General features: G+C 63.0%; 9 protein-coding genes and 1 pseudogene. 5 read left to right on the forward strand and 5 right to left on the reverse strand.

What is annotated here, in order from left to right:
* Positions 1 to 90: 90 nt before the first annotated feature.
* Positions 91 to 633: pseudogene (locus PQR53_RS38400) on the forward strand (sulfite exporter TauE/SafE family protein); the annotation flags it as partial.
* A gap of 64 nt (positions 634 to 697) precedes the next feature.
* Here PQR53_RS38400 and PQR53_RS38405 read toward each other — a convergent pair.
* Together PQR53_RS38405 and PQR53_RS38410 are read right to left on the reverse strand one after the other, a co-directional pair.
* Positions 698 to 946 (reverse strand): hypothetical protein, encoded by a 249-nt coding sequence (locus tag PQR53_RS38405; protein ID WP_408465759.1) that lies wholly within the window; start codon positions 944 to 946, stop codon positions 698 to 700.
* Positions 947 to 1,325: 379 nt separating this feature from the next.
* On the reverse strand, positions 1,326 to 1,673 hold the full coding sequence (locus PQR53_RS38410) for a BON domain-containing protein (protein WP_408465761.1): 348 nt from the start codon (positions 1,671 to 1,673) through the stop codon (positions 1,326 to 1,328).
* 631 nt (positions 1,674 to 2,304) lie between these two features.
* Between PQR53_RS38410 and PQR53_RS38415 the strand changes: the two genes are divergently transcribed.
* From PQR53_RS38415 to PQR53_RS38425, 3 genes are all read left to right on the forward strand, one after another.
* The gene (locus tag PQR53_RS38415) at positions 2,305 to 3,795 is read left to right on the forward strand and encodes a TAXI family TRAP transporter solute-binding subunit (protein ID WP_408465763.1); all 1,491 of its coding nucleotides are present in this window, start codon (positions 2,305 to 2,307) and stop codon (positions 3,793 to 3,795) included.
* 122 nt (positions 3,796 to 3,917) lie between these two features.
* Complete coding sequence (locus tag PQR53_RS38420; RefSeq protein ID WP_408465765.1) at positions 3,918 to 4,562, forward strand: 2-hydroxychromene-2-carboxylate isomerase; 645 nt, start codon at positions 3,918 to 3,920, stop codon at positions 4,560 to 4,562.
* Between the two features lie 230 nt (positions 4,563 to 4,792).
* Complete coding sequence (locus tag PQR53_RS38425) at positions 4,793 to 5,776, forward strand: LysR substrate-binding domain-containing protein (RefSeq protein WP_408465767.1); 984 nt, start codon at positions 4,793 to 4,795, stop codon at positions 5,774 to 5,776.
* Between the two features lie 115 nt (positions 5,777 to 5,891).
* Here PQR53_RS38425 and xdhC read toward each other — a convergent pair whose 3' ends face one another.
* The 3 genes from xdhC to xdhA all read right to left on the reverse strand — a co-directional run bounded on the left by xdhC (position 5,892) and on the right by xdhA (position 10,588).
* On the reverse strand, positions 5,892 to 6,458 hold the full coding sequence (gene xdhC / locus PQR53_RS38430; RefSeq protein ID WP_408465769.1) for a xanthine dehydrogenase accessory protein XdhC: 567 nt from the start codon (positions 6,456 to 6,458) through the stop codon (positions 5,892 to 5,894).
* Between the two features lie 132 nt (positions 6,459 to 6,590).
* On the reverse strand, positions 6,591 to 8,957 hold the full coding sequence (xdhB, locus tag PQR53_RS38435; protein WP_408465771.1) for a xanthine dehydrogenase molybdopterin binding subunit: 2,367 nt from the start codon (positions 8,955 to 8,957) through the stop codon (positions 6,591 to 6,593).
* Between the two features lie 101 nt (positions 8,958 to 9,058).
* Complete coding sequence (xdhA, locus tag PQR53_RS38440; protein WP_408465773.1) at positions 9,059 to 10,588, reverse strand: xanthine dehydrogenase small subunit; 1,530 nt, start codon at positions 10,586 to 10,588, stop codon at positions 9,059 to 9,061.
* A 388-nt stretch (positions 10,589 to 10,976) separates the two neighbouring features.
* Here xdhA and PQR53_RS38445 point away from each other — a divergent pair, with 388 nt between their 5' ends.
* Entirely contained in the window at positions 10,977 to 12,188 is a 1,212-nt protein-coding gene (locus PQR53_RS38445) for an MFS transporter (protein WP_408465775.1), read from the forward strand.
* Positions 12,189 to 12,389: the final 201 nt, after the last annotated feature.

Raw genomic sequence — 12,389 nt, forward strand, 5'->3', positions numbered from 1 at the left:
GCGGGGGGGGGGGGGCCCGCGGGGGGGGGGTTATTGTGTTTTTTTTTGTTGTGGGGGGGGGGGGCCCCCCCCCCCGGGGGGGGGGGGGGCGGCGGGGCCCCCCCCGCGACCATCACGCTAATCCTGCTGCATCGTTACGGAATGGACACGCCAGGCGCGAGCCGGCTGATCCAGATCGTGCTCGGCGCCGCCCTGCTGGTGACGGCCGTCGCACTGATTTTCCGCCCCCAACTCGCGGCGCTCGGCTCGCGCCGTCAACGCGCGCCCAGGCAAGGCCGTACGCTCGCGCTCACCATGCTGACCGGCGCGGTGCTCGGCGTGCTGGTGTCGCTGACGTCGGTGGGCGCGGGCGCGATCGGCGTGACGGTGTTGTTGCTGCTGTATCCGTTGCTGCCGACCACGCGCATTGTCGGCTCCGATATCGCGCACGCGGTCCCGCTCACCTTGCTGGCGGGCGCGGGACATTGGCTGCTGGGTTCGATCGACTGGTCGATGCTGTTGTCGCTGCTGGTGGGGTCGTTGCCAGGCATCGCGATCGGCAGCTATCTGTCATCGCGCGCACCGGAGGCGCTGCTGCGCAACGTGCTCGCCGCTACGCTCACGCTGGTCGGCGTGCGCCTTGTGCTGGCGTGAAGCGGCGGCTTCAATAGTCTACCGTGGGTGCGGCCGAAAACTCCGGCGCACCTCTATGCCATCTTTACTTGAAAAATCTGCACGTCAGATCGGACTCGAACTGCCTGACCCATTGCCCGTGACGGTCTTGATAGGACTGCGCCCAGCCGCCACGCCGAATCGTGACGAGGCGCTCGTGCGTGGCGTCGCGCGGATCCGTACGGGCGCTGATGTCGAAATGCACCGGCGCGAACCCGTGCCGCGCGCACACCAGTTCGAAAGCCGCCCGATCGCCGATCGGTAGATCGGTATAGCGCAAAAGCGTGGTTTCCATGGCGTTGACTCCGGTTCCGCTTGCATCACAGTACGCTTCTGGACGCGTCAATTGTGTGTCGCAACACACAAACGGACCGTGGCCGTGCGCGCGTTCGGCCTGGCACTGACCAGACCCATCAGCGCCGCTTCATCAAGCATCGCCAGGGAAAATAAAACGAAAAAAAGGCTCCGGTTATTCGCCGGAGCCCTCGCGCTGGTATGCACCACGCTCATTCATCACACTCAAACATAGCGACGCTATTGAATCGCCGGCAGCCAGGTGCAGCCTTGAGCGCCTGCCGGCGCTGCGTGCGCTTCGTGCGCTTGTGGTGCTTGTAGCGCTTGTTGCGCGCCGTCCATGGCAAGCCGCTTATCGCGACCTGCTCACGGCAGCCGTCTTACTGCTGCATCACGGTCAGCTTGTTCGACACCGACGTCACACCGGCGACGCCCTTGGCCGCTTGACCGGCTGAGTCGATCTGGCCTTGGTCGGGCACCGTACCCGTCAGCGTCACCGCGCCGCCACGAGCGCGCACGGCGATGTTGGAGACGTCGACGCCTTGCACCTTGCCAATCGCGCTGCGCACCTTGCGGCCCAGTTGGCTATTGGCATGCTTGGTGGCCTTGGTGCTTGCAGCCGGTGCCGCGGTCGTGCCCGTTGCATCGCTTGCCTGCGCGTACACATTGCACGCCACCACCATTGCCACGACCGAGCCCAGCGTTTTCAGAAAACCGACCGATTTCATAGTTTCTCTTCTCCTTAGCTACACATTGGACCGCACGTATAAGCGGCTTCGTTACGACTTCCGGGGGCCATGCTTCGCGCGCGACAAGACGCGGCTGAGCAACGGCCGACTATGGCTGTAACACGATGTGCGAGAGGCGAGAGAGGCGGGCTGAAGTTATCCGCAGGGTTAGTTGCATGCGATGCCACGCGTGCAATGCGGTACAGAGCCGGCAAGCCGCGAAGTCCGGCAGCGCGCCCGGTTCTTGTCTGTCATGCCGGGTCACGCCGCGCAAACGTATGTTCGCGGCAGCGATCGACAATTTAATCTAGCCGCGCCAGAAGCGCAAAGGGTTTAGTCGTACCTGGACGTGCCTGCCGGTTGCCAAGGGCATTCATCGGCGGTTCATTGGCCGTTCGCTGGCCGTTCACGCGCCGTTCACGAATTGTTACGGGTTTGACGGCGCCCGCCCCCGCCGGACGTCCCGCCGCAGCGCTATTCTCAGGTACCATCGGCGCGACGCTCGTTGCCATGCGTCCTGTGTGTCTTTCGCGCCGGCCCGCCCGCCTTGGCGCGAGCGCCTCGCCCCGGTTCGCGCGCCGCAGAGCGCCGCCGCCCGGTTCATTTTCGACCGTAGCCGTCACGTCATCTGATGAAGCCAGCCACCGGCCGCAAACCCCCTCCCCGTCTCGTCGCCCGTTTCGTGGCGATCTCCTGGCGCGATCTGGCGGTCTCGTTCGGGCCGCTCCTGCTGATCGCCGCCGCGGCGATCTGGGTCGCCGTGCGCCTGATCCAGCCCGCTCCGCCCAGTACCCTGACGATCAGCGCCGGCCCCGAAGGCAGCACCTTCTGGAACGCGGCGCAGAAGTACAAGACGATTCTGGCGCGCAACCGCATCACCCTGAACGTTTTGTCTTCGGAAGGCTCGCTGCAGAATCTCAAGCGGCTCTCAGACCCGAAGTCGAATGTCGATGTCGGCTTCGTGCAGGACGGCGTCGCGCCCGGTCCGGCGAACACAGGCCTGATGTCGCTCGGCAGCGTCGCGTACGTGCCGCTGGCGATCTTCTATCACGGGCCGACGATCACGCGGCTCTCCGAATTCAAGGGCTTGCGCCTCGCGGTCGGCGCGGAAGGCAGCGGCACGCGCGAACTGGCGCTCGCTCTGCTCAAGGCAAACGGCATCGTGCCGGGCAGCGGCCCGACCAAACTGCTGCCGCTCTCGGGCGACGACGCCGCTGACGCGCTCGTCGCCGGCAAAGTCGACGCGGCTTTTCTGGCCGGCGATTCGGCGCAACCGGCGGTGATGGGCAAGCTCTATCGCACGCCGAACGTGCAGTTCTACGACTTCACCCAGGCCGATGCCTACACTCGGCGCTTTCCGTATCTAACGCAGCTCGAAATGCCAATGGGCGCGTTCGACCTCGGCAAGAATCTGCCCTCCGCGCCGATTCATATGGTGGCGCCAACCGCCGAGCTGGTGGCGCGCGACTCGCTGCATCCCGCGCTGTCCGATCTGCTGATCGAAGCGGCTCGCGAGGTCCACGGCAAGGCGAACATCATGCAGCGCGCCGGCGAATTCCCCGCACCGCTCGCCCACGATTTCCCGATCAGCGACGACGCCGCCCGTTACTACAAGTCAGGCAAGAGCTTCCTCTACCGGGTCCTGCCGTTCTGGCTGGCGAGTCTCGCGGACCGCCTGCTGGTGGTGGTGGTCCCGCTGATCGTGCTGCTGATTCCCGCGCTGCGCGTCGTGCCGTCGCTCTACGCGTGGCGGGTGAAATCGCGCATCTACCGCTGGTACGGCGCGCTGATCGCGATCGAGCGCAGCGCGCTCAGCGAACATTCGGCCGAAGAACGCGCCGCGCTGATCGAGCGCCTCGATGCAATTGAAGAATCGGTGAACGGCCTGAAAATGCCGCTCGCCTATGCGGACCAGTTCTATGTGCTGCGCGAGCACATCGGCTTCGTGCGCGAGCGGCTGACCCACAGCCGCGAGGCTCAGCGCGACGCAGCGGACGACTCCGGCGACAGGCCGCAGCCGCCTGATGCAACGCGTGCTTCCAAAGCCGATGACGCAATGGAATCGCCCGAAGCGCGCGGCGCCGCCGAGGCCGATGCGTCGCCGGCCAATCGTCCCGCTTAGCGGCGCGCAAGCCTGAAATCATATTGACGGGTGCAAGCGGCGGCTGCACCGCGTAAGATCATTACAATTCCGACGGTTTTAGCAGACGACACCGTTCGGAACAGGCAATCCGGGAGAGATTTATGACCGTTGGCATCGACGCCAGGCAACCGCTGTGGTTTTACGATTTTGTCTCGCCGTTCACGTACCTGTTGCTCGAGCAACACGACAAATGGCCGGGCTTCGACTTCGCATTCACGCCGGTCGTGTTGAACGACCTGTATCGCCACTGGGGCCAGCGGCCCGCCTACAGCGTGCCCGCAAAGCGCGCATTCCTGTATCGCCACGCGCTGTTTCGCGCGGAGCAGCTCGGCATTCCGTTCAAGATGCCGCCGGCCCATCCGTTCGAGTCGATGAAGCCGCTCCTGCTCGCCACCGCGGCGAAGGGCGACGTCAGCTTCGTGCGCGAGATTTTCCGTTTCATCTGGCGTGACGGCCGCGATCCGTCGAGCGATGCGGCGTTCGCCGAATTGTGCGAGCGCGTCGGGATGCCGGACGGCCCGGAACTCATCAAGAACGAAGAAGTGAAGGCGCAACTGCAACGCAACACCGCGGATGCAATCGGTCTGGGCGTCTACGGTGTGCCGACCTTCCGTCTGAACGATCAATTGTTCTGGGGCGAAGACGCATTGCCGATGGTGCTGTATTGCGCACGCACGCCGAACTGGCTCGACTCAAAGGAAGTGAAGCGGATCAGTTCATTGCCTTCCGGCCTTGCCGACATTTGAGCGAAGGCAAAACGTAATATTCGAGCAAACAGGCACGCCGTTTCAGACGCGATTGCGTCAAAAGCGCCGTCCTGATGCCGGCCATACTGCGCCCGCTATGCCGCCGGACCGCAAACGGGCCTAAGGTTATAACCTTTGCGCCTCGCTCTCGTGATCTGGCTCGCGGGCGGTTCCGTACGATGCTTGATCCGGGCCCGACCTGCTTGCATCGCCTCGCCTAAACAACTCGCATGGACGACGACTCCGCCGCCTCCCTCGATATCTGGCTCGTGCGCGTGCTGCGCACGCTGCTGGTCGAGCGCAGCGTCACACAAACCGCACTGCGTCTGAATCAGACGCAGCCCGCGATCAGCACTGCGCTGCGCAAACTGCGCGAGACGCTGAACGACCCGATCCTTGTGCGCGGCAAGTCAGGCATGGTGCCGACTGAGTACGGCGAATCGTTGTTGAGCTCGGCGCAACGTGTGCTGCGCGAAGTCGATTTCGTGGCGACGCCACACGGCGACTTCGATCCGGGCCGCTCGCGCCGCACCTTCCGCGTGGCCGCACCGGATTATCTGAACGACTTCTTCATGCCCACCGTGATCGCGCAGTTCCGCGAAGCGGCGCCGCATGCGCGCCTCGAAATCGATTCACTCGGCCCGATGCTCGATCATTCGACCGCGCTCGATGCGGGAGAACTCGATCTGGTGATCGGCAACTGGCCGAAGCCCGATCCGCGTTTCGAACGCAGCGATCTGTTCTCCGATACGGTGGTGTGCATGATGCGCGCCGATCATCCGCTGACACGTACGCCGATGACGCGCGAAGCGTATCTTGCCGCGCCGCACCTGGCGCCAACGCCGTATAGCGGCACGCGCGGCGGCGCGCTCGACATCGGTTTTGCGCGGGCCCGCGCCGAGCGGCGCATCGTCGCCACGCTGCCCTACTTCGGCCTCGTACCGCAAACGCTGCTGCAATCGGATCTGATCTTCACGACCACCCGCCGGTTTGCGGCGCACTATGCGAGCATGCTGCCGCTTGCGGTGGTCGATGTGCCGATTCCGTTTCCGCGCATCAAGTGCTATCAGCTATGGCATCCGCAGCCGGACCGGCCGAGTGATGTCGGCTGGTTGCGTGCGTTGATGTCGCAAGTGTCGGATGAATTGGTCGCGCAGAAGGTGCGGCGCGCGAAACGGTCGCCGAAAAAAGAAAAGTCAGCCGCGGCGGGCTGACGTTCGGGTCGAAGTTTGGCGGGTGAGCGTTTTACGCACCATGCATTGATCTTGAGCAATTCGAGTGACGAGCCTGACGTTGAGCGACTTACGCCAGGCGCCTCGCTCTACCCGCTCACACGCTCGCGCAAAGCTTTTGCGTCACCGCCCGCGCCACGGCCTCGCGCGAACGAATCTGCAGCAACTCGGCACACACGGCAACCGCAATCGCCGCAGGCGCTTTATCCACAATGCCGGTCACGCCGATCGGACACGTCATCTCCACCAGCCGATCCAGATCCACGCCGCGATCCAGCAACCGACGCTCGAATTTCACGCGCTTGGTCTTCGAGCCGATCATGCCGAAGTAGGTGAAATCGCGCCGCCGCATGATGCGCGCGGCGAGCGAAAAATCAAGCGCGTGGTTGTGCGTCATCACGAGAAAATACGCGCCGGGCGGCGCAGTGTCGACGATCGCATCGGGCGTGTCGGTCGCTTCGACCTGTACGTTGGCCGGCGCTTCGTCAGGGAACAGTTCGTCGCGCTCATCGACCCACTGGACGACACACGGCAAGCTGCCGAGCAGCGTGACGAGCGCATGGCCGACGTGCCCCGCGCCGAACAGCACGATATGCATTGGCGCCGGACGCGGCGCGGAGACAGCGCTGCGCCGGCCGATCTGAACGGAAGAAAAGGCGTTCATCGCGATCATTCCAGTTGGTTTCGATAGTTGCACAATGGCTCTGCGTGATGGTTTATACCTGCTGCACACAGTCCCTCGCGATTGCCGGCGTGACGCGGCGGCCTCGCCAGCGTCACGCGCTCATGGCAACGCTTACTGCCGAGCCGCCGCAGTCGCTGCCCGCACCGCGCCGACTGCTTTCAGGATTTCCTCGCTGGTCGCGGGCGCGTTCAGCGGTGGATTGACCTTGTGGTCGCCGACTGCCGACACCGCATCGCGCACGGCAAAGAACACCGAGAACGGCAACAGCAGCGGCGGCTCGCCGGTTGCCTTCGAACGATGGATGCTGTCCTCCGCATTGCGGTTTTTGAACAGACGCACACGGAAATCTGGCGGCGTATCGTTGACGGTCGGAATCTTGTACGTGGACGGCGCGTGCGTCATCAGCTTGCCGCCGGCGTTCCACCACAGTTCTTCGGTGGTGAGCCAGCCCATGCCCTGAATGAACGCGCCTTCCACCTGGCCGACGTCGAGCGCCGGGTTCAGCGATGCGCCCACGTCATGCAAAGCGTCCGCGCGCAGCACGCGCATTTCGCCCGTCAGCGTATCGATCACCACTTCCGACACGGCCGCGCCGTACGAGTAGTAGTAGAACGGCCGGCCTTGCAGCTTCGATTGATCCCAGTAGAGCTTCGGCGTTGCATAGAAGCCGTCGGACCACAACTGGATGCGCGCAATGTAGGCCTTCGCGATCACTTCTTCGAACGTCACGATCACCTCGCCGACCACCACGCGGTCGTGCACGAAACGCACTTCGGAAGCCGCCACCTGCCCTGCGCCGAAGCGCTCGGCGGCGAAGGCCGACAGCCGTTCGCGCAACTGGCGCGCGGCATCTTGCGCGGCCTTGCCGTTCAGGTCCGAACCGGTCGATGCAGCGGTCGCCGACGTATTGGCGATCTTGCTCGTATCGGTCGCCGTGACGCGGATGCGGTTAAAGCCGATCCCCAGTTCATGCGCGACCACCTGCGCGACCTTGGTATTCAAACCCTGGCCCATTTCGGTGCCGCCGTGATTCACCAGCACCGACCCGTCGGTATAGATGTGAACCAGCGCGCCGGCCTGATTGAAGTGGGTCACGTTGAACGCGATGCCGAACTTGACCGGCGTCAGCGCCAGACCCTTCTTCAGCACTTCGTTGTTCGCGTTGAACTCGTTGATCGCCGCCCGGCGCGCGCGGTATTCGCTGGTCGCTTCGAGTTCGTCGATCAACTCGTGAATCACGTTGTCTTCGACCACCTGACCATACGGCGTCTGGTTGCGCTCGGTCTTGCCGTACAGATTGCGGCGGCGCACGTCGAGCGAATCCTCGCCCACCGAACGTGCGACGTTGTCCATGATGTACTCGATCGCGAATGCGCCTTGCGGACCGCCGAAGCCGCGGAACGCGGTGTTCGACTGCGTGTTGGTCTTGCCGCAGAAGCCGTCGATCGTCACGTCGGAGAGCCAGTACGCGTTGTCGAAGTGGCACAGCGCGCGCGTCATCACCGGGCCGGACAGGTCGGCGGAGAAACCGCAGCGCGAAGTCATGTCGACCGTGACGCCGTCGATCACGCCCTTGTCGTCGTAGCCCACTTCGTACGTGTAGTGGAAATCGTGGCGCTTGCCGGTGACCATCATGTCGTCGTCGCGGTCCGGACGCAGTTTGACCGGGCACAGCAGCTTCCATGCAGCCAGCGCCGCGCAGCACGCGAACAGACCCGATTGCGATTCCTTGCCGCCGAAGCCGCCGCCCATGCGGCGGCATTCGATCAACACGTTATGCGATGCCACGCCCAACGCGTGCGCGACCATGTGCTGCATTTCGGTCGGGTGCTGTGTCGAACAGTAGACGTGCATGCCGTCGTCGTCCTTCGGCACCGCGTATGAAATCTGGCCTTCCAGATAGAACTGCTCCTGGCCGCCGAGCAGCATCTCGCCGGCTTCGCGATGCGCCGCACGGGCGATCTTCGTACCGGCTTCGCCGCGCGCGAGTTTCATCGGCGGCAACACGTGCTGATTCGCGGCGCGGGCCTGTTGCGCGGTAAGAATGGCCGGCAGCTCTTCGTAGACGACTTCGGCGCGGCGCGCAGCGAGGCGCGCGATTTCATGCGAGGTCGCGACCACGATGAACATCGGCTGGCCGACGTATTGCACGATGCCGTCGGCGAGAATCGGATCGTCGCCGTGGATGATCGGGCCCACGTCGTTGACGCCGGGGAAATCCTCCGCAGTGAAGATCGCGACCACGCCGGGTGTGGCGCGTACTTTGTCGAGCGACATCGAGACGATCTTCGCGTGCGCTTTCGGCGACAAACCGAGCGCGGCGTGCAGCGTGCCGGCGAGTGTCGGGATGTCGTCGGTGTAAGTGGCGCGGCCGCTCACGTGCAGATGCGCGGACTCGTGCGGACGCGAGACGTGGACCTGAGTAAAGTCGTCGAGATCCTGAAGGTCTTTCAGGAACGGTTCGGCTTGCTGATTCATTGCTTTGTTCTCCGTATTCTTTCAAGAAAACGCTGGGCCGCCCCAACGTTTTCTTATCCGCCTCAGCGCGTAGGGCCAGGGTGGGGGCGCTCTCCAGCGTCTCAGGCGCTCGCGCTCGCAGGTGCACATGCGGCGGCGACTGCACGAACATCCAGTGCGCTTTTGGGCAGTGGATTGTTCGGACGCGTTTCGAGCCAGAAGCGGTACAACGTGTTCTTCGCCGCTTCGAGGCGATAGTTGCTGGTCGCGCGCATGTCGGACAGCGGCGCGTAGTCGTTGCCGAGCGCGAGCATCGCGGCCTGCGCGGTGGCTTCGTGCCATTCGGCATCGCGCAGCACGGCTTCCGCGTGCGTTGCACGCTTCGAAGTGGCGGCCATCCCGCCGAATGCGATGCGTGGCTCGCGGATCACGTTGCCGTCGGCGATAAAGGAGAACGCGGCGCACACGGCCGAGATGTCCGAGTCGAAACGCTTTGACAGTTTGTAGGTGCGGAATTGCAGATTCTTGCGCGCGCCAGTGCGCGTCGGCACCTTGAGTCCGACGACGAACTCATGCTCCGCCATGTCCTTCTTCTGATACGCGAGGTACAGATCCTCGAGCGGCATTTCGCGTTCGATCTCGCCGCCGCGCACGATCACATGCGCACCGAGCGCGATCAGGCCCGGCATCGAATCGCCGATCGGCGAGCCGTTGGCGATATTGCCGCCGAGCGTGCCGGCATTGCGAATCGGCAGCGACGCGAAGCGTTGCCACATTTCGTTGAGTTCCGGATATTGCTTCGCGATTTCCGCGTACGCCCTTTCAACGCTGATGCCTGCACCGATCTCGATCCAGTCGTGGTTGGTTTCGAGCTTTTGCAGCTCGGCGATCTGGCCGACGTAGACGATGTTGCCCAACTCACGCATCAGCTTGGTGACCCACAGGCCGATGTCCGTGCTGCCGGCGAGGATGCGGGTAGCCGGTTCGGCTTCCTTGATTTTCGCGAGGGCGTCGACGGTGCGCGGCGCGGCGAATTGTTGGCCGGCATGCTCGTAGTGGAACGTGTCCTTGCGTTCGAGCGTGGCGAGGGCTTTCGACAGGGCTTCAATATTGACCGGCGCTTTCGGCGCGGGCGCTTCGAACATGCGCACGGCTGCGTCGACGATCGGACGATAGCCGGTGCAACGGCACAGGTTGCCGGTCAGCGCGTTGCTGATCGCGTCACGCGACGGCACGGTCTTGTTCGCGCAGCTATGTTCGTGGCCGTGCTTTTCGTACAGCGACCACATCGACATGACGAAACCCGGCGTGCAGAAACCGCACTGCGAACCGTGGCACTCCACCATCGCTTCCTGCACCGGATGCAACGAGCCGTCCGGCTGACGCAGGTCTTCGACGGTGAAGAGCGCCTTGCCGTCCAACGTCGGCACGAACTGGATGCAGGCATTCACCGCCTTGAAGTCGACGCCGCCCGCCGCGTTGCGCTCGCCGACGACGACCGTGCACGCGCCGCAGTCGCCTTCGGCGCAACCTTCCTTGGTGCCGGTGCAATGCACGTCCTCGCGCAGATACTGCAGGACGGTGCGGGTGACGGGCGCGTCCTTGATCTCACGGATCGCGTTGCGGTGGTAGAAGCGAATCGGCTCAGTCATGTCTCGTACTCTCGAATGTTCTGTGTCCGTGGGGACGTGCTGCGATGATGATTCGAAAACTATCACCGTCAATAAAGCCAACCCATAGCAGGGATCGCATGCGGGACATATCCGCGAAACGATATAGAGATGGATTTGAGCGTCGGTTGGCTTATGTTGGGATGGCTGTTTTGCCACATTTTCATCTAAATTATATTTTTATTGCCACCAGCGACCTTGGTTTCTTCAGCCGCTACGCAGGAAAACATCGCTCATGCAGGAGAAAACGAACCACTATATGACTCCGGCACCTTTTTCTAGTCACCGAAATTATTAAGCAACCCCTGCAAGAGAATCGGTTCCATGGGAAAATCACGCCTTTCCGCCGTTTTCAAGTCTCGTTTTCCCCATGTCCACCGACACAGCGACACCTCGCAGCGAATTTGCGACGACCATGCAGATCATTCCGGTCGTCTTTTTCACGTTTCTTTGCTACCTGACGATCGGCATTCCGCTCGCGGTGCTGCCTGGCTACGTCCACGACGACCTGGGTTACAGCGCGATCCTGGCCGGCGCTGCGATCAGCGTGCAGTACCTGGCGACCTTGGCATCGCGGCCGCTGGCCGGCCGTTCGGCGGATACGTTGGGGCCGAAACGGACGGTGTCGATCGGCTTGCTGGGTTGCGGGGCGAGCGGGGTTTTGTTGCTGCTGGCCGTGTTGTGCGGGCGTTGGCCCGTGGTGAGCCTGGGATTGCTGGTGTGCAGCCGTCTCGTGCTCGGTTTCGGTGAAAGTTTGTGTGGCACCGGCGCGATTTTGTGGGGCATTGGCCGGGTGGGTACGAGCAACAATGCGCGGGTGATTTCGTGGAACGGCATCGCGACTTATGGCGCTTTGGCCATTGGCGCGCCGCTCGGCGTGGCGATTGCACATACGGTTGGATTTGCGGCGTTGGGCATTCTGGTGATCGCGCTGGCGGCGCTCGGTTTTTATCTGGCGCGACCTATTGCGCCGGTGCCGATCGTGCATGGCGAGCGGATGTCGTACCGGAGCGTGTTCACGCGGGTGTTGCCGCATGGGATCGGGTTGGCGCTGGGCTCGGCCGGCTTTGGGTCGATTGCGACGTTTATCACGCTGTTTTATGCGGCGCGGCATTGGCCGAATGCGGCTTTGTCGTTGACTGTTTTCGGCACGCTGTTTATTGGCGCGCGGTTGTTGTTCGCTAATACGATCAAGAGCTACGGTGGGTTTCGGGTCGCGATTGCGTCGTTTTCGCTTGAATGCGCTGGGCTGTTGATGTTGTGGCTGGCGCCTGAGCCGCATCTCGCCCTTGCGGGGGCGGCGTTGACCGGGTTTGGATTTGCTTTGGTGTTTCCTGCTCTTGGGGTTGAAGCCGTTGGGCTCGTGCCTCCCGCTAGCCGCGGCGCGGCTTTGTCGGCCTATTCGGTGTTTCTCGATCTCTCACTTGGGATTACTGGGCCGTTGGCCGGGTATATCGCTGGAGAGTTCGGCTATGCGCAGGTGTTTCTTTTTGCCGCGGTGGCTTCCGCGCTGGCAGTCGTGTTGTCGACAATGATGTATTTGCGGTATTCGCGGGCGCCGAATGCGCCTGCGGCTACCTGATTTTTTTTTGCCTGCTCGGCGCTTATTCGTCTGTTTGACTACGGCGTTGGCCTTTCCTTGAATTGGCTTTTTGGTCTTTCCTTGAACTGGCTTTTTGGTCTTTCCTTGATCTGGCTTTTTGGCCTTTCCTTGATCTGGCTTTTTGGCCTTTCCTTGAATTGATATTGGTCTATTAGTGTTGCCCCTGTGCGGGGCGGCACT

The organism is Paraburkholderia fungorum, from assembly GCF_046027605.1.
Classification (GTDB): Bacteria; Pseudomonadota; Gammaproteobacteria; order Burkholderiales; family Burkholderiaceae; genus Paraburkholderia; species Paraburkholderia fungorum_F.